This window comes from Caballeronia sp. LZ016 (assembly GCF_031450805.1).
Classification (GTDB): domain Bacteria; phylum Pseudomonadota; class Gammaproteobacteria; order Burkholderiales; family Burkholderiaceae; genus Caballeronia.
Window position 1 is genome coordinate 2,210,772 of record NZ_JARTVY010000001.1, and the last position, 19,427, is coordinate 2,230,198.

Below are 19,427 nucleotides of genomic sequence, written 5' to 3' on the forward strand. Positions count from 1 at the left end.
AATGATCAGCATCCCGACGATCGCGAGTCTCGTGCTCGTGACGCTCGTCATCGCCGCCATGCCCATCGTGCTGTATCGACGAATGCGGCCTCGTTTCGGTCTGATACCGCGCGACGCGATTCTCGGCATTGCCGTGTTCGCGCTCTTCGCGATGGTCATCGAGCGCGCGCTGCACGGCGTCATGCTCGGCAATGCGGTCACGTCGAAGTGGCTCGCGAATCCCGTCGCCTTCGTCGTGTATGGGGCGCTGGCCGCCGGCGTGTGCGAGGAAGCGGGGCGCTTCCTCGCCTTGAGGTGGCTGATCAGACGCGAGCCTGCGGCCTTGCAGCGGCCCGGTCCGGGGCTCGGCTATGGCATCGGCCATGGCGGGGCGGAAGCGTGGATCGTCGGCGTGCTCGTGCAGGCTCAGTGGATCGTCTATGCCGTGCTCGCGAATAACGGCACGCTCGATTCCCATTTCGAAAGCGCACCGCTCGATGCCATCGCTCGCATTCACATGAATCTCATGAGTCTGTCGCCTGCATCGGCAGCGATCTTTCTGGTCGAGCGCGCGAGCGCGTTCGTGTTTCAGCTCGGCTTTTCCGCGCTGATGTGGCAAATGCTGCGCGAGCGTTCGCGCCATGCGCTTGCCTTGCTGGTCGCGGCACATGCACTCGTCGGCTTGCCGGCGGCGCTGTTCCAGGCGCGCCTGATCCCGCTCGTCGCCGCCGATGCGGTCTATCTCGTGCTGGGCGTGATCGTTGCGGCAGCGCTGGTGCGGTACTATCGCCGCGCGGCGGGCGGTCCACGCATCGACACGCGCCAACCTTGAACGACCGACATCATGGACGACTACCAATACGACTGTCCGAGCGCGGACATCGACATGCTCGCGCACGTCATCAGCGATCTCTTTCCTGAACAGACGCAGTTCGCCGAGCGCATCGACGATACGGGCCGCACCTCACTGATGATTCATTACGTGGCGATGCGGTTCGGCTCGACCGCACGTCGCATCACCATCGACGTGCGCTTCGATCCCGCCGCGCTCGCACGCTATCGCGCGATGCCGCCGCGCATGCACGCGCGAAGTTATGCCGTGCTGCGCGCCTACGTGGAAGCGACGCTCGGTTCACTGGAAGAGACGTACGCGAACGGAGAAGCGGTGCCGCGCGAAGTGGACATCGACATGGGCGAAGACTTCGCCTGATCGAATACGCCGATTGAAGCGACGCTTACGCGTCGCGATAAACCTTCGCGAAACGCGCCGCTTTCACGACGCCATAGTCGCCTGGCGCATATTGCATGACCCAGTCGCCGGCATCGCCGGTGAGCACGTCACCCGCCGCTGAACGCGCGATGGAGAAGGGCTCGTTCATCTGCTTCGCGAGCACGACGCTAGGGCGGTTCCGGTACGCGCCCGCCTCGCCGTGCACGGTGCCGCCTTCGGCCAGATACTTCACGTCGAACCGATCGCGCGATACGACCCAGCGCTCGCCGGATGCGCCGGTCACGATCGCATCGCCCGGCGCATGGCGGTTCGGTCCTTCGAGGCTCATCAGTTCGCCCGCGACGGTAGCGAAGTCGACTGAGACCACTTCGCTCTTGACGACACGGCGTGCGGCGGGATCGGATGCGAGGTCGGGTTGAGAGAGCTTGAGCATGAAAAGATGGTAGGCGATAGGGAGCGCGATACTAGCGGCAATCGCTGCGAACTGCAAAAAAGCCCGCATCGCTAAAGATGCGGGCTTGGCTTCACATGATGTTGGTGAGCGCGCTTACGGCTTCGTCGCTGATGCCGCATCCGCACCGGATGCGCGCGGCTGCCGATGCGCGTGATCGCGCCGCGCGTGGTCGCGGCCTTCCTGACGGAAACTCGTGTCGGCGAGCTTCTTCTGCTCGGGCGAGAGGCTCGTGTACAGCGGCTCGAACGCATCGACCAGACGCTTCGTGCCGTCGGCGTTCGCTTGCGTGATCTGCTGGTACTGCTTCATGTCGTCGAGCGCGGACATGGTGTCGCGTTGCGCGATGCGCTGGCGATAAAGATCCGCCATCGCGCGCGCATTGTCGCGCATGGCATCGGCGAACGGCGCCCATTGCGCTTCTTGCGCCGACGTAATCCTGAGGTCCGCATGCAGTTTCGCAATACGCTCTTCCACGCGCGTTTCGCGCTTCGAGCCGGCCGGCGCGGATGCAGCGGTCTGCACGCCGGCTGCGGTTGCAGGCGCCGAAGGCGCCGACGCCTGAGCAAAGGCTGCAGTAACGGCGCATGACGTCACGATTGCGACGAGTGTTTTCTTCATTCGGGGAGTCCTTCGATCAATGGAAAAAGAGGCGAGCCGCGTGTCTCGGACATTGCGCTGACAGGCTGCCGACAGTTCGATACGGGCTGTAACGCCGTCGCCCGATATTAGTATCACGATTGACCTGCAAATCGCCTGCATTGCCACAACTGCTTACATTCGATACGTGCTCGAAAAATCGCAAGCCGTTGCGGGATTGCGTGTTGCACGCCGCATGCCGCATGCACCATGCAAAAGCGATAATCGACAAAGCAACGACAACGCAAAGCCAAAGGACGACATGAGACCGCCGCGCCTCGATCAACTGGACGACATCGATCGCAATCTCGTCGCGCTGCTGCAGATGAATGCGCGCGAGAGTGTCGCGAATCTCGCGCGGCAACTCGGCATCGCGCGCACGACGGTGATCGCGCGCATTTCGCGTCTGGAAAAGAACAACGTCATCGCGGGCTACGGCGTGCGGCTCGGGCAGGACGTGCTCGATGCGAGCATTCAGGCTTATGTCGGCATCAAGATCGGCCCGAAGTACGGCCGCGACGTACAAAAGCGTTTCGCACGCATGCCGGAGATTCAACTGCTGTGCGCCGTGAGCGGCGAGTTCGATTACGTCGCATGGCTGCGCGCCGATTCGCCGGACCGCCTGAACGACCTGCTCGATGAAATCGGCGCGCTCGAGGGCGTCGAACGGACGACGACTTCGATCATCCTGGCGCGGAAAATCGATCGCGCCGGGTAGCTTGTCGACAAAATGCAAAGCGCGATCGTCAAAACGACGAGATTCGTCGTCGATCCGCATCGTTTTGCACCTAGGATCAGCAGTCGCGTCCTCCTAGACTTGTGGCGTCCGCATCCACGAGAGGAGACGAAAAATGAAAGTGGCTCTCATAGGCGCCGGTCTGATCGGCCAAAGCATTGCCCGCTTGCTGCGTGAAACGGGAGACTTCGACATTGTCGCGTTCGATCGCGACGAACAGGCGCTTGCGCAGCTCGACGCGCTCGGCGTCGCCACACGGCGCGTCGACTCCGCCGATACGCCCGCGCTCCGTCACGCGCTCACCGGCTTCGATGCGCTCGTCAACGCGCTGCCGTATTACCTCGCGATCAGCGTCGCGTCGGCGGCGAAAGCAGCGGGCGTCCATTATTTCGATCTCACGGAAGACGTGCGCGCGACGCACGCAATACGCGCCATCGCCGACGATGCGCAAACCGCATTCATGCCGCAATGCGGCCTCGCGCCGGGCTTCATCGGCATCGTGGCGCACGATCTGGCCAGGCGTCTCGACAACCTCCGCGACGTGAAGATGCGTGTGGGCGCGTTGCCCGAATTTCCGACCAACGCGCTCAAATACAACCTGACGTGGAGCATCGACGGTCTCATCAACGAGTATTGCCAGCCCTGTGAAGCCGTGCGCGACGGCCGCACGCAATGGGTGCAGCCGCTCGAAGGCGTCGAACATTTCTCGCTGGACGGCATCGAGTACGAAGCGTTCAACACATCGGGCGGGCTCGGCACGCTATGCGAAACGCTCGCGGGGAAAGTGGAGACCCTCGATTACAAATCCGTGCGCTATCCGGGTCATCGCGATCTGATGAAGTTCCTGCTCGACGATCTGCGCATGTCCACCGACCGCGACGGCCTCAAGGCCATGCTCAAACGCGCGGTGCCGTCGACCACGCAGGACGTCGTGCTGATTTTCGTCACGGTGACGGGGATGCGCGGCGGTCCCGGCGGCCAGCTCGTGCAAGACGTGTTCACCCGGAAGATTTTCGCAAAGGAAATCTGCGGCGCGCCGATGAGCGCGATTCAGATCACGACGGCCGGCGCCGTGTGCGCGGAACTCGATCTGTTCCGCGAAGGCGTGCTGCCGCAAAGCGGTTTCGTGCGCCAGGAGCAGGTGCCGCTCGAAGCGTTTCTGAACAACCGTTTCGGCAAGCTGTACGAAGGCGCCGACGCGGTCGCAACCGCCCGGCAACTCGCGGCGGCCTGATCAATCCACGAGGCGCGCGAGCAGGCGCGCCTCGTCTTCTTCCGACGCCGACGTGCTGTCGAACATCAGCAGATCGGCGGCGAGGGCATCGTCGGGAAAGAAGAGGCGCTGCCGGTACTCCTTCCAGTGCGCGAGCTTGTACGCGTCGTTCGGATCGCCGCGCGCCACGATGCGCTCGCGCGCCACGTCCTCGCTGACGTGAACCCAGACGACGCGAATCGCGACATCGTCGCCGACGCCGAGCCACCCGCGATCGAACAGCCGCCGCTCGCGCACTTCGCGGGAAAGCGGCGCGATCACGACCACGCTCACGCCGAGCGCGAGGTTCTCGGCGGCTGTATCGACGAGACCGCGATACTCCGGATCGCGCAAATGTTCGATGAACAGCGGGCTGTCGCGGTCGTGGGGATCGCCGGTCAGGGCGCCGATGGCAGCGGCGCTGTACGCGCCGTACAGCGTGTCCTTGTCGAGCAGGCAAAACGGTGTAGCGGTCGCGTGCATCAATGGAGCGAACAGGCGTCTGGCGAGCGTGGTCTTGCCGGCTCCCGCGTGACCGCAAAAGAAAAGCAGATGCTTCATGGGCGCTCGTCGTCAGTCTTTTTCATGGATACGCTGATAGCGGTTCATCAGCGGCGTCGACGTCGCGCCGTGCAGGATGACCGATGCCGCGATCGCCGCAATGATGAACGGCACGAGCGGCGCGGCCACGTCCTTCGGCGCATGCTCGATTGCGTAAAGCAGATAGTAGAACGAGCCGACCCCGCGTATGCCGAACCAGCCCATCAAGAGGCGTTGCGGACGCGATGCACACGCGCCGATCAGCGACGCTTCCACCGCGAGCGGCCGCACCACGAGAAACAGTCCGCCGATCAGAATCGCCGCGTGCCAGGTGAACAGTTCGCGCCACATCGCGCCGAGGACGGAGCCGACCATCAGCATGATCGCGACTTCCGCGATGCGTTCGAGTTCGATCGTGAAGCCGTGCACGCGCTCGGCCATGAATGCGTGCGCGCGCCCGGGATCGGAGGCGGTGGCGCTGACATCGTCGGCGTCGATCGTGCCGACCGCCTCGCGCGCGGACTTGTCGCCGCTTTCCTTCTGCTCGACGCGGCGCATCGCGAGGCCCGCCGCGAACACCGCCAGAAACGCATAGGCATGCAGCAATTCCGCGACGCCATAAGAAAGGGCAATCAGGCCGAGCGCATAGAAGCCTTCGGAGCCGAGCGCCTCGCGGTGATGCGTGCGCAGATAAGCGACGAGGCGCACGGTCAGCCCGCCGAGCAGCCAGCCGCTTGCGAGCGCGGCGAACGTGCCCCACGCGGCCTGGAGCACGAAGTTCCAGTGCAGCGCGTCGTCGGGCGAGGCTTCGTATCGGCATACGGCGATGCCGAGCAGCGCGAAGGGCATCGCGATGCCGTCGTTGACGCCGCCCTCGGCCGTCAGCGAGAAACGCAGCAGGTCCGTGTCGCCGGGCTTTTCGACCTGCACGTCGTGCGCGAGGACGGGATCGGTTGGGGCGAGCATCGCCGCGAGCAGCAGCGAGGAGCCCCAGCTCATGCCGAACGCATACACGCAGAAGAACGTCAGCGGCACGATGGTCAGCACCATCGCGACGAAGCCGAGCCGCACGGGCAGCAGCCAGCGCGTATCGGTGGGCGGCACGCGCAGCCGCAGGCCGACCGCGAACAGCGATACGAGCATGCCTACTTCGGTGACGAGGCGCAGGACGGTCGCGTCGCCGTCGAGCCGAATGCGCAGCAGATCGAAGCCGGCGGGGCCGAGCACGAAGCCGATCGCGAGATAGCACATCGCGGTGCTGACCGGCAGGCGCTTGAACGTCGAGCCGGCGAGTCCCATGAAAATGAGCACGCCGCCGACGACGAGAAACCAGATCGTCTCGGTCATTGAACGCCTTGGAAGCAGCGGGTGAATGGACGTATGCGGTCCGGGGCAGCACGCACCGTGCCCGTCGGCGGCGTTCGGCGTAAGATGGCCGGGCGTTTTCATCCCGATCATGTACGCATCGTTCAGAACAATCGCGTCGATGCACGTCACGGAGGCTCACGCATGTCACAGCATTTCGATGCAGTCGTCATCGGCACGGGACAGGGCGGTTCACCGCTGGCCGTGCGGCTTGCGCAAAGCGGCAAGCGAACAGCGGTGATCGAACGGCACCGCTTCGGCGGCACCTGTGTGAACGTCGGTTGCACGCCGACCAAGACCTATGTGGCGAGCGCGCGGGCGGCGCACGTGGCGCGGACGGCGTCGAGGTACGGCGTCGATATCGGCGGCGAGATCACGATCGACATGGCGCGCGTGAAGGCGCGCAAGGACGAGGTCATCGGTGCGTCGCGCGATGGCATCGAGAAATGGCTGCGCGGCACGCCGAATGTGACCGTCTTCAAAGGGCATGGGCGGTTCACCGGGCCGCATGCGCTCAGCATCCGGAGCGACGACGGCTCGACGCAGGACATCCGCGCCGACATGATCTTCATCAACACCGGCACGCGTGCGACGGTTCCGCACATCGACGGGCTGGACGGCGTCCGGTATCTCACGAATTCGACGATTCTCGAACTGACGGAAGTGCCGGAGCATCTCGTGATCGTCGGGGCGAGCTACATCGCGCTGGAATTCGGGCAGATGTTCAGGCGCTTCGGCAGCCGCGTCACGCTGCTCGTGCGCGGCGATCGCATCCTCACGCGCGAGGACGCCGACATCGCGCGCGCGATGCAGGACGTGCTCGTGCGCGAGGGCGTCGAGTTCCGTTTCGGCGCTGAAGCCGAGCGCGTGGAGCGCGTCGGGCATTCGGGGGACGCGCTGCGCATCTCACTCGGCGGTGAACCGATCGTTGCATCGCACCTGCTTTTTGCGACCGGGCGCACGCCGAATACCGATGACCTCGGTCTCGATCGAGCGGGCATCGCAGTGAACAGGCATGGTCTGATCGACGTGGACGGCCAGTTGCGCACGAACGTGGAAGGCGTCTGGGCCATTGGAGACGTCAACGGGCGCGGCGCGTTCACGCATACCTCTTGGAATGACTACGAGATCGTCGCGGCCAATGTGATCGATGGAGAGTCGCGCAGCGTCGATACGCGCATCATGACTTACGCGGTGTTCGTCGATCCGCCGTTCGCCCGCGTCGGCATGAGCGAAGAGGACGTGCGCAAGGACGGCCGCGAGGCGTTGATCGCGACGATGCCGATGACCCGCGTCGGCCGCGCGCGCGAGCGTGGCGAAACCGACGGTTTCATGAAGGCGCTCGTCGATGCGGATACGAAGCGCATTCTCGGTGCGGCGATCTACGGTATCGAGGGCGACGAGGTGATTCACACCTTCGTCGACATCATGAACGCCGATGCGCCGTACACCACGCTGCAACGCGCGATGCACGTGCATCCGACCGTGAGCGAACTCGTGCCGACCCTGCTCGGCGATCTGAAGCCGCTCTGCTGAAGGCGGCGAACGCGCGTCACGCCTCCACGGGCGGCTTTTCCACTACCGGCGCGGCGTGTGCGGTGCGCGTTTCGGGCATCGCCAGCCAGACCAGCGCCACCGCCAGCGCGCCCGCGCCGGCCAGGCCGAAAAAGCTCATCGCCGTGCCGAAGCGATCCGCCGCGAAGCCCGCCGCCGCCGTCGAGAGCGTCGCACCGACGCCCGCGGCGAGACCGAAGAAACCGATCGTGAGGTTGTAATGCCCGCGCCCGCCTGCAACATCGGCGGCGATCAGCGGCAGCATCACGCCGAACACGGCTGCGCTGATGCCGTCGAGCATCTGCACCGGCACCAGCAGATACGGGCTGCTCACGCCCGCGAACAGCAGCGCGCGGATCGGCAGCGCGCAGAAACCGAGGATCAGGACGGGCCGCCGGCCCCACTTCTGCGCCTGTCGCCCGACCCAGGGCGACAATGCCGCGACGATGAACTGCGGCACGATGATGCACGCCGCGATCACGAGTTGAACGTTGTCGCCCATGTGCGCCGTGACTTCGCCGGCGGCGAGATTGAGCATCGCCGCGTTGGAAAGGTGGAACAGCACGACGCACGCGGCAAAGATCAGCAGACGCCTGTCCTTGAGCAACTCGCGCAGCGATTCGCGCTCTTCGCCCTCGGGCGTGAGCTTCGGCTTGCCGGCCGGGGTGCGCGGCACGGCGGGCGGCGGATCGTAGTGAATCATCCGCAGCGCGACGATCGCCGGCAGCGCGAGCGCCGCCGTCAGGAAGAACACCGAGCGCAGCGACAGGTATTCGCCGAACGCGCCCATCAGCGCGGCGGTCAGCGCGCTGCCGATCGACGCCCAGCGCGCATTGCGGCCGAGCCGGTCGCCGAGATCGGCGCGCGAGACGAGGGCGAGCGAAATGGCGGCCATCGCCGGGACGAGCATGCAGCTCGCGAAGCCGTGCAGCACTTCGGCGGCGAAGACGGGGATGAAGGTCGGGCTCGCGGCGAGCAGCAGGGCGCTCACGATGATCGCGATGATCGCCGAGAGCGCCGCGAACTTCTTGTTGCGCATGGCATCGACGAGCGCGCCTGCGGGAAGCTGGCTCGCCATCGCGCTGATCGTGCCGACGGACAGCATCAGGCCGATCTCGCCCTGCGTCCACTTGTGGGCGGCGAGATACGACGCAATGAAGGGGCCGAAGCCAGTCTGCACGTTGGCGACGAAGAAGTTCAGCCAGTCGAGCGCACGCAGACTTCGTGCAATTACCATGTCGTGATTCGGTTATCCATGTCGTGATCCGGTTATCGGGCGGGCCGCGCGCCCGACGAGGAAGCCTGCGCCGCCACCGCGCCGGAAGCGGTCGTGCCGGAATGCGCGGCCGATCCCGCGGAAGCCGCCGAGGCCGCAGCCGTCGCCGATGAAGCCGCCACCGGCGCGACCGGCGATACGATCTTGATCGGCTGCTCGGGCCCGTAAGTCGGCGAGGCCTTGAGCTGTGCGTCGTTGAAATCCATCTGCAAGGCGAGCTGCTTGTTGCGAGAGACGACCTGCAGATCGCCCCAGTTCACCGCGACGTGGCGTTTATCCGCCGCGAGTGAACTCGACAGATCCACGACGAGCGCCTGAGGCTGCGCTTGAGAATCGACGAGTACGTCGACCACGCGTCCGATGCGCGCGCCGTTCTTTTGCGTCACCGTCGAATCGACGAGTTGCATGAAGGTCGGAGGCGTCTCGTTGACGGGCAGCGGCTTTGGCGGCGGGTCCGCGGCCTTGCCTTTCGCGGGCGGCGGCGGGGGCAGGAACGTGATCGGCGCGGCCTTCGCGTTCGGCGTGAACCGGAACGCGGTCCACGGGAAGTTCACCTTGCGATCGCCGACGCCGAGAAAGCCCGACAGGTTGACCATCAGCAGTTTCGGCTTCGTGGACGTATCGACGTACATGTCCACCGCGCGGCCCACGACCTTGCCGTCCGGGCGCTGCACTTCGGCGTCGAGGAGGCCGTGCAACTGATCGTGCTGCATGATGCGCGTCGCGATGATCTGCGGCGGCGGCGGCGGTTCAGGCGGCTCGGCGGGCGTCGCGACGACGGGCTCCGGCGGCTTCGGCTTCACGATGCGGCGCTTCGGCTTCGGTGCGGGCGGCGGTTTCACAGCCGAGGCCGGCTCGGGCGCGACGACGACGGACGCGGGCTCGTCGCTATCGGCGATCTCGGTCTCGTTCGGCGCCGGGATGTACGAGTGCTCGACGATGGGCGCGGGCGTCTGCTGCGGAAAGATGCCGCACGCCGACAACGCGCACGCGGCGAGCATGACGAAGCAGTTCGAGAACCGCGACAACCCGGCGATCAGGCGCAATGCGGCATGCCGTGCATGCTGTGTGCAAAGAGGCGCTGCGAACGCCGCATGGCCGGTCGAGATACCGCCTGTCATCACAAAAGCTCCATGTATCCGTGCCGCCTTCCTGGTTTGCATTTTGTCGGCCGACGCGGCGAGCGTGCGGCCCTGTGATCCGCGCGGATCATGCGCCGGGCGGTGCGGGCCGCTCAGCGAGCCGCGCCGCCGTATCGGCCGCGCCCATTCTCTGCGCGAAGTCGCGGGCGCAGAGGCCGCCCTGGTCGCGCGCGTCTGGATTCGCGCCGCGCGCAATCAGCAGATCGACGATTTCCACGCGATTGAACATTGCCGCGATCATCAGCGCCGTGCGTCCATCGGGCGATGCGCCTTCCACGTCCGCGCCATGCGCGAGCAGCGTGTCGATCACGTCCCTGAAGCCCTTGAACGCCGCGCCCGCGATCGGCGTCTGGCCGTTGTCGTTGCGCAGGTCCGGATCGGCCTCGTGCTCGAGCAGCACGCGCACGGCGTCGGCGTGGCCGTGGTAGCTCGCGAGCATCACGAGGCTGTCGCCCTTGTCGTTGAGCAGGTTCGGCGGCAAGCCCTTATGAAGCAGGGCGTCGAGCATCGGGGCGTCGCCCCGGCGCGCGGCGTTGAAGACTTCGGCTGCGAACGCAATGGTTTCTTCGTCAGGGCCTTCGCGAGGTGCATTGTGCGAATCGGCGTTGGGGTCCTGCTGCATGTTTCGCTCCGATGGACACGCGGCGGTGCGCGGCCGGTTGGTCGTAATGCATTCGACGATGCGTGGCGCACGATGCGCTGGCGGAATCATCGGCAGCATACACAGGTTTGACGACGCGCCGCACCCGGCCCGCAGGCAGCACGTTCTGCGCCACGCTCGGCAGCGGCGTCGCATTGCTTGACGATGCGGCATGTGCGCCCTTAGGCTCGACGACACTTCCCGTCTTCCACGCCGCCATCCATGACGCACTCTCCAACGACTCCGGACGACGCCATACGCCGCCGCGCGCCCGCCGCCGAACGCAATCGCGATGCGATTCTAGCCGTCCTCGCACGCGTACTGCCGGCTCGGGGCGTCGTGCTCGAGATAGCGAGCGGCACGGGACAACACGCCGTCCACTGCGCGGCCGCGTTGCCGGGCGTCGTCTGGCAGCCGAGCGATCCCGACGCCGCCGCCCGCGACTCCATCGCGGCCTGGCGCGCGCACGCCGGTCTCGCAAACCTGAACCCGCCGCTCGCCATCGACGTGACGCACGGCGATTGGGGCATCGGCGCGGTTGCGGCCATCGTGTGCATCAATATGATCCACATTGCGCCGTGGCAGGCGGCCGAGGCGCTCGTGCGCGGCGCCGCCGAACGACTGAGTGCGGGGGGCGTACTGTACCTGTATGGGCCGTATCGACGCAACGGCGCGCACACTGCGCCGAGCAACGAAGCGTTCGATGCCCAACTGCGCGCAACCAATGAACTGTGGGGCGTGCGTGATCTCGAAGCGGTCGAGTCGCTGGCGAACCGCGCCGGTTTCGCGCTCGCGGAGATCGTGCCGATGCCCGCGAACAACTTCAGTCTCGTGTTCATCAGGCAAGCACCAAGCATAGCTGCCACTTGCGCCGAAACCGGCGACGCCGTGTAGACTGCGAGAGATCGTTCCATTGCGCCGGCATGCGTACCGGCGCGTAATCCGATCTCCTTCCACCGGAGGCGTTCTACATGCACGCAGCGTTGCCGCAAGGCGAGCAGGAAGCCGGTCCCATCGATACGTCCGCAAGCCCGCCGCGCGATCTGCGCCGCATCGACATTCATCCCGATCACTGGTATCCGCTCGCATGGTCGCGCGAAGTGAAGCGCGGTCACGCGCATGCGGTGCGCTTCGCGGGCGATCCCATCGTGCTCGTTCGAACGGACTCGGGCAAGGTGTTCGCGCTCGAAGACCGTTGCGCGCACCGGCAGGTGCCGCTTTCGGCGGGCGTCGTCGACGGCGAATCGATCCGCTGCTGCTATCACGGCTGGACCTACGACTGCACCGGCCGCTGCACCGACATTCCGTATCTCGGCCGCGAGCGCCTGCCCAATGGCGTGCGCGCGTATCCGTGCCGCGAAGAAGCGGGGCTGGTGTTCGTCTTCACCGGCGATCCGCAACTCGCCGACACCGCGCGGTTTCCTTCGCTCGCTTCCGCCGTCGACAAGACCTACAAGACGCGCCGCTTCGGGCAGAAAGTGAACTGCCATTACACCTTCATGCACGAGAATCTGATGGACATGAACCATCAGTTCCTGCACCGGCGGCAGATGGGCAGCATGCGCGCGCGGTCCGTGGGGCGCCGGCGGGGTGAGGACTGGATCGAGGTCGATTACACCTTCGCGCGTGAGGCGGGCAAGCAGCCGATCGGCGAGGCGCTCGTCTTCGGCCAGAAGCGCGGCGCGAAACCCGATCCGGCGCAGAAGGACGTGATGACCATCCGCACGGAGTACCCGTACCAGACGCTCAAGATCCGCACGAAGGACGAGACGATGGTGATGGATCTGTGGATCGCCTACGTTCCACTCGATGCAAAGCAGCGCACCAATCGCACGTTCGGGCTGTTGTCGATTCGCCGCCCGAAGATTCCCGTTCTGCTCGATGCCGCGTGGCCGCTGCTCGTGTGGTTTACCGAGCGTATCTTCAAAGAAGACCGGTGGATCGTCGAGCGTGAACAGGAAGCACATGACCGGCAGGGCGCGGACCACAATCACGAAGTCTTTCCCGTCATCAACGAACTGCGCGCGCTGCTGATGGAACATGGCGCGCCGCATCGTGGTGCGACCGTGCATCGCATCGTGCCGGTGGAAGAGTTGCCTGCGTCGTGACCGGCCGCCATGCAGCGCGACACTGCGGCGCGGCACGCACGGATTGCGGCCAGCGCGCTGCGGCGCTATACATGAAGCTCGCACCAGCCACCGGAGGCAGACCATCATGAGCACCGACCCGACCGAGCCGCGCGATTTGCGCCAGATACGCTCGACCGAGCCCGATCTCCAGGAGCCGCATCCGAACGTCGAGCATTTCGATGCGGCGATCACGCACGTCGACGAATCCGTCGCTGCAGGGCGGATGGCCGCCGGGGCGGCGAAGGGCATTCTGTATAGCCTGATCGAGACGCTCGGCACGCTCGTCGGCGATCCCGACCTGCCGTCGCATGCGCGTTCCGGCTATGAGGGACTGCTGGAAACGGCCCGCGAGTTGCGCGCGAAAATCGAGCAGTAATTCAATCTTCGGGCGACGCGCGGCTTTCGCGTGTCGCTCGCGTCTTATCGTCGCTGCTTTCCCGGTGCTTACGAAGAAAATCGGCTTCGCTTATCCGAGGCGGCGCTAAAGGGTTTCGCATTACGCGGTTCAGTTCTTGCGCGGATACCCGTTTCCTTACGGGACGCATCTCCGGAAGGTCTCACCGATTCTCCCCCGCAGCCTTATGCCACGGCGCTTTCGCACGCGCCGACGGTTTAACGACGCCCCGTTGCCGTCAGGCTTTTGTCATGTTGGTGACCGAATGCCGAATATTTGCCGACTCGCAAATACTGGTTAACCATGCGGTGAAAAAAAACGACACCAGCGCGCGCGATTCTTTCGGATTCTATCGGTAAGCCATACACTTGCCAGCGATAAAAGTTACGGCCGATGTAACCGGAGAACGTTCCCGGTTTGGGGGTTTCACTATCGGCCATGCACAGTTCGCCCATACCGCACGATGCAAGAGGAGAAGAAATGAAAGGCTTCAAAAAGACCCAGGCCGCCGTCATCGCCGCGACCGCGTTTGCAGCCGCTGCGCCGGCTTTCGCGCAAAGCAGCGTGACGCTGTACGGTATCGTCGACGACTCGATCGTTTATCAGAGCAGCCAGACGAATCTGGCGCGCACGAACCCGGGTCGTTCGAACGTCAAGCTGGCTTCGGGCATCTGGGCCGGCAGCCGTTTCGGCCTGAAGGGCGCTGAAGACCTCGGTGGCGGCAATAAGGCCATCTTCCAGCTGGAATCGGGCTTCGATATCAACAGCGGTTCGCAGCAATTCTCCAACGCGATGTTCGGCCGTCAGGCCTGGATCGGTTTGACGAACCCGGCTTACGGTACGTTGACTCTGGGTCGTCAGTACACGTCTTACTACACGCTGCTCGCACCGTATAGCCCGACGAACTGGCTGACGGGCTACTTCGGCGCGCATCCGGGCGACGTGGACGGCCTCGATACCATCTACCGCGCGAATAACTCGATCGTCTACACGACTCCGAAGCTCTACGGCTTCACGGCAAGCGGCTCGTACTCGTTCGCCGGCGTTCCGGGCAGCGCGTATCAGGGTTCGACGTGGTCGGCAGCGTTGCAGTATCAGCAAGGCCCGGTCGGCGGCACGGTGGCGTTCTCGCGCATTAACAACGCGGCTCCTGGCGGCGGTATCTACAGCGGCAGCTCGACCACGATCAACGACACGACGAGCACGACGGGCGCCGGCCAGCCGGGCGTTTCCGCGATCACGTCGGGTTATCAGCGTGCGCAGGCGCAACAGCGTTTCGCCGTCGCCGGCGGCTATGCGTTCAACAGTGCGTGGGACATCTCGCTGACCTACACGAACGTTCAGTACATTCCGGGCATCAACTCGCAGTTCACCGATGAGGCCGTCTTCAACACGGCGGGCGGCGTCCTGCACTGGAAGGCTTCATCGGCATGGGACTTCGCAGCGGGCTACAGCTACACGTGGGCCAGCAAGGCTAACGGCATTTCCGATGCCGCGTCGTACCACCAGTTCAACCTGTCGCAGTATTACTCGCTGTCGAAGCGTACTGGCCTGTACGCACTGGAAGCGTTCCAGCGCGCCAACGGAAACACGTTGTACTACCCGTCGAGCGGCGTCCTCCGTCAGGGAGCAGCGAACGCATCGATCGGCGACGGCTTCCAGAGTGCGCCGTCCGCATCGCGCAGCATGTTCGCAGCAGGCGTGGGCATCATCCACCGCTTCTGAGCTTTACTCGCTCCACGAGAAAACCGGACGCCTCGGCGCCCGGTTTTTTTTCGGCCCGCGCATTGCGTCAGATGAACATTCCGCCCGACACCTCCACGCGCTGCGCAGTCATCCATCGATTGCCTTCGGACAGCATGGCCGCAATCGCACCGCCGATGTCGTCCGGGACGCCCGCGCGTCCGAGCGCCGTGTTCTGCGCAACGAAGTCGTTCACGTCCTGATCGTCGCGCACGGTTCCGCCGCCGAAATCCGTTTCGATCGCCCCCGGCGCGATGGTATTCACCGTGATGCCGTGCGGGCCCAGTTCCTTCGCAAGATAACGGGTGAGCACTTCGATGCCGCCTTTCATCGTCGCATACGCCGCGAAGCCGGGCAGCGCGAAACGCGTCAGTCCGCTCGACACGTTCACGATGCTCCCTTCCTCGTGCAAGTACGGCAGCAACGTCTGCGTCAAAAAGAACGGCCCCTTCAGATGAATGTTGACGAGCGTGTCGAACTGCTCCGGTGTGGTTTCGGCGAAGGGCGCGTTCGCGCCGATTCCCGCGTTGTTCACCAGAAAGTCGAAGTTGGTGCGCTCGAAGGTCTGTTCCAGTGCCTTGCACACTTCATCGCCGAACGCGCCGAAGGTTTCGCATCGGCTGACGTCGAGCTTGAGCATCGCGCACTTGCATCCGAGTTCCTCGATCTCGCCGGCTACCGCTTCGGCCGACGCGGCGTCGCTGTTCCACGTGCCGATGATGCCGACGCCCTGTTGCGCGAGCTTGAGCGCCGCGCTGCGTCCGAGTCCGCGGCCGGCGCCTGTGATGACTGCGACCTTTGAGCTCATGTATCCGTCCACTGGCTGCTCCTTTGCGTTGCGTTGAACGATGCACGAACTGTAGGACGACCGGGCGCTCAAGGAAACTCCGCGCGATGCTGCAGCGCATCGTGCGCGGGCGCGTGCCTTGCTGCTTCGCTTCGATCAACGCATCAATGGAGAAATCGCCATGACGACAGCAGGCAACTCGAAACAGGACAGTTCAGCCCAAGGCGGCGATGCGCCCGGTCTTGCTCGACCGTTCCGCCTCTTCGCGGTGGAGCAGCGCGTGCTCGCGCAGAACGTCGACGGCAAGGTGATCGATATCGGCGCGATGGATTCGAGTAACGGACAGTTCTGCGCGCGCCTCGACGTCGACGATATTTCGGTCGAGCCGAAGCGCAGTCCGGAACTGGCGCTCAAGGCGCTCGTCGACAAGCTCACGTTCGACTATCTCGATGGCCTTTTCACGAGCGAGCGCGAAGCGGAAGTGAGCGGGCGTCTGCAGGACTTCCCGAACGTCGAATTCGAACTCGACGAAACGCTGCCGCGCGACATGACCGACCGCACGCCGCCCCACATCTTCTAGGCGATCACGGCCCTACTGGCCGAGCGGCAAGCCGCGCAGTTGTTCACGAAAAGCGGGATACGAGTCGAGGAAGCCGGGCGCATCGAGACGATCGAACAGGCTCGGATCGATGGTTTCGTTCAGTGCCGCGCCCGCTGCGCGCGGCACTTTCTGGCAGACATCGCGCAGCAGCGGGTTCTTGCTGGTGAATTCGGTATACGAGTCGATGGGCTCCGACGCGTAGGCGGCATCGGGGATGGCGATCGGCTTGTCGAACGCGAGGCCGTGGGATTCGGCTTTCTGCCGCAGCCACTCGGCCGGAATCAGCGGCAAAAGGTCGGCCGGATCGCGAGGCGGGCTGACGTAGCCGCCGCCGACGTTCGCATGTGCGCCCGCGAACCAGCGCTGCTCCAGCGGCAACGCGCCGCGGTCTTCCGCGCCTGGCGTCCACAAGGTCGGCTTGTACAGCGAGCGGAATTCATTGGCGGCAATCGCGTGGTAAGCGGCTTTCGTGCGATTCGAGAGCGTGGTGTCGTGAAACCTGTAGTAGCTGGAAAAGCCGGGCACCGCGAGGCCGTCTATCGGTATGCCGAGTTCACCAACCGTATCCCATACGCCGATGAACGCGACATCCACCTCACGCGAAAATTGCTGGCGATACGCCTGTACCGATTCGTCTTCGGCGCTGACGGCCTGATCGCGGTAGATGCCGTAGGCCTGACGAATGGAATCCGTGCCCCAGTCATTCGCCAGTCCGCATTTGCGGATCAACCCGGCAAGGCTGCGCGCGGAGTAGGCGCCGCGCGAGAAGCCGAAAATATAGATCGATGCGCCCGGCGTGTACCGCTCGCACAGCCATGCGTAACCGCTTCTAATGTTCTCGGAAAGGCCGTCGCCGAACGCGCCGCCCAGGAACTTGCTTGCGAGCGAAAAGAGTCCGTTGCCTCGCGTGCCGACTCCGGCCACGTAGAGCGTTTCCTGTTCATCCGATTCGGGCGCCAGCTTGTAGAGCAGGTACGCGTTGGTCCGGTCGTTCGGCTCGTTCCAGGTGCCATCGAAGAAGAGGGCGAGTCGCGTCATGATGATCTCCTGGACGTGGTCTTCTGTCCTAACAAATAGGAAATCGGCGCACGGCATGCAAGCGCTTTACGTCGCCCTGTTCACCCGCGGCGTGACCGTGCTGGATTTTGTCGGAAACGACAGAGCGCGAGTCGCGGCGACGTGCGATGCTACAGACTTACGGAGCAGTCTTTTCGTGGAGTGAATCATGAAGAAGCACTTCGCCGGAATTCTCCTCATCGTCTGTGCATCGACAGCCGCCGTTGCCTATGCGCGCGACGACGGGCCGCGTTTCGCTCAGGATCGGCTCGATGCGCTCGTCGCGCAACACGCGCAGGCCAACCGCCATATTGCCCCTGGCAAGCACGACAGCCCGCCGGCCAGCGCACCCGCGAAGCGCGCGGTCAGCGGCACGGCCAGCACTTCGTGACTTCAGTTTGAGTTCTGCTGCGCGCAAGCCGGATTGAAAACCCGCTTCGTGGATGCCGGGTTCTTCGCGAGCTTCTCAACCGGGCGACGCGGGCGGGGCACGAGCTCGCCGCCGCAGTTCGGGCATCTTGCATTCAGCACGCGGCTCGCACAGTCCGCGCAAAAAGTGCATTCAAACGAACAGATCCGCGCATCGGCGGAATCAGGCGGCAGGTCTTTGTCGCAGCACTCACAGCCTGGTCTCAGTTCCAGCATCACGTTTCCTCGATTGATGGTCTCGGCCCGTTATGGTCGAGCCAGCATAGCAAGGTGAGCGTTGCCTGTCGGATTTTTTTGCATACGGTATGCAAATTGCTGCGGTGCCGCGATGTTCCGCCGGCTTCACGCCGACGATCCTCCTCGCCTAATTCACCCGAGCCCATGATCAGGATTCTAGCCAGCACGATCCCAACCAAAGCCTTGTCCATCGCCGTTCTGAGCGCCTCTTTTCTTGCGGCGGGCTGTTCCAGCCTCGGCCCCACGCGGCTGAAAGCCGATCAGGTCGACTACGCCCGCGCCCTCGGCGATGCCCAGAAGCGCGAAATTCTCGCTGCGATCGTCGGCTTGCGTTTTGCCGATGCACCGTCGTTCCTCACTGTGAGCAGCATCATCGCCGCGTACAACTTTGATGCAAGCGGTGGTGCGATTTTGAATGCGGGATCGGGCGCGCAGCCGAACTATGCACAGGCGACGGGCAGCGTATCGTATTCGAATCACCCGACGTTCACCTTCACCCCGACGACCGGCGACGCCTACGCGAGCGCCTACATCCGCCCGCTGCCGCCGACGCTCGTGCTTCCGCTCGCGGAGAGCGGCATGCCGATCGATCTGCTGCTGCGCATGACCGCGCAATCGATCGCTGGCCTGCAGAACGGCAACGCGCTCGGCGGCCCGAACGCGTCGGGCGCGCCGGAGTTCTTCCTGCTGATTCAGGCTTTGAGGCGCTTGCAACTGGCGGGCGAACTGAACGTGGAATCGCGCAACGAGGACCACGCGGGGCGCGTGTACATAACGCTTGCCGCGACGCGCAGCGGAACGAACAAGGCCATCACCGACGATCTCGCGCTCGTGCGCAAGCTGCTTCATCTGTCGCCGAAGATGAAGACGTACGAGATCGTGTATGGCCAGTCTTCCGACAAGGACCGGATTCCGATGGTGACGCGCTCCGTACTCGGCATCCTGACCGACCTCGGTGCGCAGATTCCCGTGCCGGACGCGCAGGTCGGGACGGGCGCAACAAAGCCGACCATCGGACTGATCGGCGGCGAGACGCGGCCGACCATCGTCGTGAAGGTGGGCGAGAAAGCGCCGCAGGATGCCTACGTGAGCGTGCTCTACGACCGATCGCAGTACTGGATCGACAGGGGCGACTTCGATTCGAAGTACGCGTTCACGGTCGTGCAGAACCTGATGGCGCTCGCGGAAGTGACTGATACCTCGAAGGCGCCGGTCGTGACGATTCCCGCAAACTGAACTGGCGTTT

General features: G+C 64.5%; 23 protein-coding genes. 12 read left to right on the forward strand and 11 right to left on the reverse strand.

Annotation, left to right across the window (positions count from 1 at the left end):
- Position 1 precedes the first annotated feature (1 nt).
- Both P9220_RS10470 and P9220_RS10475 read left to right on the forward strand, forming a co-directional pair.
- Complete coding sequence (locus P9220_RS10470) at positions 2-811, forward strand: YhfC family glutamic-type intramembrane protease (RefSeq protein ID WP_309764778.1); 810 nt, start codon at positions 2-4, stop codon at positions 809-811.
- A 12-nt stretch (positions 812-823) separates the two neighbouring features.
- Entirely contained in the window at positions 824-1,189 is a 366-nt protein-coding gene (locus P9220_RS10475; protein ID WP_309764779.1) for a DUF3022 domain-containing protein, read from the forward strand.
- Between the two features lie 25 nt (positions 1,190-1,214).
- Here the strand turns inward: P9220_RS10475 and P9220_RS10480 are convergent, their stop codons facing one another.
- Entirely contained in the window at positions 1,215-1,643 is a 429-nt protein-coding gene (locus P9220_RS10480) for a PGDYG domain-containing protein (RefSeq protein WP_309764780.1), read from the reverse strand.
- 114 nt (positions 1,644-1,757) lie between these two features.
- Positions 1,758-2,282 (reverse strand): Spy/CpxP family protein refolding chaperone, encoded by a 525-nt coding sequence (locus P9220_RS10485; protein ID WP_309764781.1) that lies wholly within the window; start codon positions 2,280-2,282, stop codon positions 1,758-1,760.
- Between the two features lie 280 nt (positions 2,283-2,562).
- Between P9220_RS10485 and P9220_RS10490 the strand changes: the two genes are divergently transcribed.
- Positions 2,563-3,018 (forward strand): Lrp/AsnC family transcriptional regulator, encoded by a 456-nt coding sequence (locus P9220_RS10490; RefSeq protein WP_309764782.1) that lies wholly within the window; start codon positions 2,563-2,565, stop codon positions 3,016-3,018.
- A gap of 133 nt (positions 3,019-3,151) precedes the next feature.
- Positions 3,152-4,270 (forward strand): saccharopine dehydrogenase NADP-binding domain-containing protein, encoded by a 1,119-nt coding sequence (locus P9220_RS10495; RefSeq protein ID WP_309764783.1) that lies wholly within the window; start codon positions 3,152-3,154, stop codon positions 4,268-4,270.
- Here P9220_RS10495 and P9220_RS10500 read toward each other — a convergent pair whose 3' ends face one another.
- The gene (locus P9220_RS10500) at positions 4,271-4,849 is read right to left on the reverse strand and encodes an ATP-binding protein (RefSeq protein WP_309764784.1); all 579 of its coding nucleotides are present in this window, start codon (positions 4,847-4,849) and stop codon (positions 4,271-4,273) included.
- A 12-nt stretch (positions 4,850-4,861) separates the two neighbouring features.
- On the reverse strand, positions 4,862-6,175 hold the full coding sequence (locus P9220_RS10505; protein ID WP_309764785.1) for a cation:proton antiporter: 1,314 nt from the start codon (positions 6,173-6,175) through the stop codon (positions 4,862-4,864).
- A gap of 162 nt (positions 6,176-6,337) precedes the next feature.
- Here P9220_RS10505 and P9220_RS10510 point away from each other — a divergent pair, with 162 nt between their 5' ends.
- The gene (locus P9220_RS10510; protein ID WP_309764786.1) at positions 6,338-7,729 is read left to right on the forward strand and encodes an FAD-containing oxidoreductase; all 1,392 of its coding nucleotides are present in this window, start codon (positions 6,338-6,340) and stop codon (positions 7,727-7,729) included.
- 16 nt (positions 7,730-7,745) lie between these two features.
- Here P9220_RS10510 and P9220_RS10515 read toward each other — a convergent pair whose 3' ends face one another.
- The 3 genes from P9220_RS10515 to P9220_RS10525 all read right to left on the reverse strand — a co-directional run bounded on the left by P9220_RS10515 (position 7,746) and on the right by P9220_RS10525 (position 10,787).
- Entirely contained in the window at positions 7,746-8,984 is a 1,239-nt protein-coding gene (locus P9220_RS10515) for an MFS transporter (protein WP_309764787.1), read from the reverse strand.
- A gap of 32 nt (positions 8,985-9,016) precedes the next feature.
- Entirely contained in the window at positions 9,017-10,024 is a 1,008-nt protein-coding gene (locus P9220_RS10520) for a hypothetical protein (RefSeq protein ID WP_404980457.1), read from the reverse strand.
- Between the two features lie 208 nt (positions 10,025-10,232).
- Positions 10,233-10,787, reverse strand: coding sequence for an ankyrin repeat domain-containing protein (locus P9220_RS10525; RefSeq protein ID WP_309764789.1), 555 nt, complete (start codon positions 10,785-10,787; stop codon positions 10,233-10,235).
- 240 nt (positions 10,788-11,027) lie between these two features.
- On the opposite strand from P9220_RS10525, the gene P9220_RS10530 reads away from it, so the two are divergent.
- From P9220_RS10530 to P9220_RS10540, 3 genes are all read left to right on the forward strand, one after another.
- Positions 11,028-11,699 carry a DUF938 domain-containing protein gene (locus tag P9220_RS10530; protein ID WP_309764790.1) on the forward strand — a complete coding sequence of 224 codons (672 nt, stop codon included), beginning with the start codon at positions 11,028-11,030 and terminating at the stop codon, positions 11,697-11,699.
- Positions 11,700-11,776: 77 nt separating this feature from the next.
- Entirely contained in the window at positions 11,777-12,913 is a 1,137-nt protein-coding gene (locus P9220_RS10535; RefSeq protein WP_309764791.1) for an aromatic ring-hydroxylating dioxygenase subunit alpha, read from the forward strand.
- A gap of 106 nt (positions 12,914-13,019) precedes the next feature.
- Positions 13,020-13,310 (forward strand): hypothetical protein, encoded by a 291-nt coding sequence (locus tag P9220_RS10540; protein WP_309764792.1) that lies wholly within the window; start codon positions 13,020-13,022, stop codon positions 13,308-13,310.
- A 236-nt stretch (positions 13,311-13,546) separates the two neighbouring features.
- Here the strand turns inward: P9220_RS10540 and P9220_RS10545 are convergent, their stop codons facing one another.
- On the reverse strand, positions 13,547-13,768 hold the full coding sequence (locus tag P9220_RS10545) for a hypothetical protein (RefSeq protein WP_309764793.1): 222 nt from the start codon (positions 13,766-13,768) through the stop codon (positions 13,547-13,549).
- 40 nt (positions 13,769-13,808) lie between these two features.
- Here P9220_RS10545 and P9220_RS10550 point away from each other — a divergent pair, with 40 nt between their 5' ends.
- Positions 13,809-15,053, forward strand: coding sequence for a porin (locus P9220_RS10550; protein WP_309764794.1), 1,245 nt, complete (start codon positions 13,809-13,811; stop codon positions 15,051-15,053).
- Positions 15,054-15,120: 67 nt separating this feature from the next.
- Here P9220_RS10550 and P9220_RS10555 read toward each other — a convergent pair whose 3' ends face one another.
- Positions 15,121-15,879: an SDR family oxidoreductase gene (locus P9220_RS10555; RefSeq protein ID WP_309764795.1), complete on the reverse strand. Its 759-nt coding sequence runs from the start codon at positions 15,877-15,879 to the stop codon at positions 15,121-15,123.
- A 160-nt stretch (positions 15,880-16,039) separates the two neighbouring features.
- Between P9220_RS10555 and P9220_RS10560 the strand changes: the two genes are divergently transcribed.
- Positions 16,040-16,438 carry a hypothetical protein gene (locus P9220_RS10560; protein ID WP_309764796.1) on the forward strand — a complete coding sequence of 133 codons (399 nt, stop codon included), beginning with the start codon at positions 16,040-16,042 and terminating at the stop codon, positions 16,436-16,438.
- 12 nt (positions 16,439-16,450) lie between these two features.
- Here the strand turns inward: P9220_RS10560 and P9220_RS10565 are convergent, their stop codons facing one another.
- Positions 16,451-17,497 carry a DUF2235 domain-containing protein gene (locus P9220_RS10565; protein ID WP_309764797.1) on the reverse strand — a complete coding sequence of 349 codons (1,047 nt, stop codon included), beginning with the start codon at positions 17,495-17,497 and terminating at the stop codon, positions 16,451-16,453.
- 187 nt (positions 17,498-17,684) lie between these two features.
- Between P9220_RS10565 and P9220_RS10570 the strand changes: the two genes are divergently transcribed.
- Positions 17,685-17,906, forward strand: a complete 222-nt coding sequence (locus P9220_RS10570) for a hypothetical protein (RefSeq protein ID WP_309764798.1) — start codon at positions 17,685-17,687, stop codon at positions 17,904-17,906.
- A gap of 2 nt (positions 17,907-17,908) precedes the next feature.
- On the opposite strand, the gene P9220_RS10575 is transcribed toward P9220_RS10570, so the two are convergent.
- Positions 17,909-18,160 (reverse strand): DUF1272 domain-containing protein, encoded by a 252-nt coding sequence (locus P9220_RS10575; RefSeq protein WP_309765455.1) that lies wholly within the window; start codon positions 18,158-18,160, stop codon positions 17,909-17,911.
- Between the two features lie 165 nt (positions 18,161-18,325).
- Between P9220_RS10575 and P9220_RS10580 the strand changes: the two genes are divergently transcribed.
- The gene (locus P9220_RS10580; protein WP_309764799.1) at positions 18,326-19,417 is read left to right on the forward strand and encodes a hypothetical protein; all 1,092 of its coding nucleotides are present in this window, start codon (positions 18,326-18,328) and stop codon (positions 19,415-19,417) included.
- Positions 19,418-19,427 lie beyond the last annotated feature (10 nt).

Bases quoted from the DNA above. Each gene is read 5' to 3' on its own strand.
- P9220_RS10470 (WP_309764778.1), top strand. From the start codon at position 2: ATGATCAGCATCCCGACGATCGCGAGTCTCGTGCTCGTGACGCTCGTC.
- P9220_RS10475 (WP_309764779.1), top strand. From the start codon at position 824: ATGGACGACTACCAATACGACTGTCCGAGCGCGGACATCGACATGCTC.
- P9220_RS10480 (WP_309764780.1), bottom strand. From the start codon at position 1,643: ATGCTCAAGCTCTCTCAACCCGACCTCGCATCCGATCCCGCCGCACGC.
- P9220_RS10485 (WP_309764781.1), bottom strand. From the start codon at position 2,282: ATGAAGAAAACACTCGTCGCAATCGTGACGTCATGCGCCGTTACTGCA.
- P9220_RS10490 (WP_309764782.1), top strand. From the start codon at position 2,563: ATGAGACCGCCGCGCCTCGATCAACTGGACGACATCGATCGCAATCTC.
- P9220_RS10495 (WP_309764783.1), top strand. From the start codon at position 3,152: ATGAAAGTGGCTCTCATAGGCGCCGGTCTGATCGGCCAAAGCATTGCC.
- P9220_RS10500 (WP_309764784.1), bottom strand. From the start codon at position 4,849: ATGAAGCATCTGCTTTTCTTTTGCGGTCACGCGGGAGCCGGCAAGACC.
- P9220_RS10505 (WP_309764785.1), bottom strand. From the start codon at position 6,175: ATGACCGAGACGATCTGGTTTCTCGTCGTCGGCGGCGTGCTCATTTTC.
- P9220_RS10510 (WP_309764786.1), top strand. From the start codon at position 6,338: ATGTCACAGCATTTCGATGCAGTCGTCATCGGCACGGGACAGGGCGGT.
- P9220_RS10515 (WP_309764787.1), bottom strand. From the start codon at position 8,984: ATGGTAATTGCACGAAGTCTGCGTGCGCTCGACTGGCTGAACTTCTTC.
- P9220_RS10520 (WP_404980457.1), bottom strand. From the start codon at position 10,024: ATGCTCGCCGCGTGCGCGTTGTCGGCGTGCGGCATCTTTCCGCAGCAG.
- P9220_RS10525 (WP_309764789.1), bottom strand. From the start codon at position 10,787: ATGCAGCAGGACCCCAACGCCGATTCGCACAATGCACCTCGCGAAGGC.
- P9220_RS10530 (WP_309764790.1), top strand. From the start codon at position 11,028: ATGACGCACTCTCCAACGACTCCGGACGACGCCATACGCCGCCGCGCG.
- P9220_RS10535 (WP_309764791.1), top strand. From the start codon at position 11,777: ATGCACGCAGCGTTGCCGCAAGGCGAGCAGGAAGCCGGTCCCATCGAT.
- P9220_RS10540 (WP_309764792.1), top strand. From the start codon at position 13,020: ATGAGCACCGACCCGACCGAGCCGCGCGATTTGCGCCAGATACGCTCG.
- P9220_RS10545 (WP_309764793.1), bottom strand. From the start codon at position 13,768: ATGGCCGATAGTGAAACCCCCAAACCGGGAACGTTCTCCGGTTACATC.
- P9220_RS10550 (WP_309764794.1), top strand. From the start codon at position 13,809: ATGAAAGGCTTCAAAAAGACCCAGGCCGCCGTCATCGCCGCGACCGCG.
- P9220_RS10555 (WP_309764795.1), bottom strand. From the start codon at position 15,879: ATGAGCTCAAAGGTCGCAGTCATCACAGGCGCCGGCCGCGGACTCGGA.
- P9220_RS10560 (WP_309764796.1), top strand. From the start codon at position 16,040: ATGACGACAGCAGGCAACTCGAAACAGGACAGTTCAGCCCAAGGCGGC.
- P9220_RS10565 (WP_309764797.1), bottom strand. From the start codon at position 17,497: ATGACGCGACTCGCCCTCTTCTTCGATGGCACCTGGAACGAGCCGAAC.
- P9220_RS10570 (WP_309764798.1), top strand. From the start codon at position 17,685: ATGAAGAAGCACTTCGCCGGAATTCTCCTCATCGTCTGTGCATCGACA.
- P9220_RS10575 (WP_309765455.1), bottom strand. From the start codon at position 18,160: ATGCTGGAACTGAGACCAGGCTGTGAGTGCTGCGACAAAGACCTGCCG.
- P9220_RS10580 (WP_309764799.1), top strand. From the start codon at position 18,326: ATGATCAGGATTCTAGCCAGCACGATCCCAACCAAAGCCTTGTCCATC.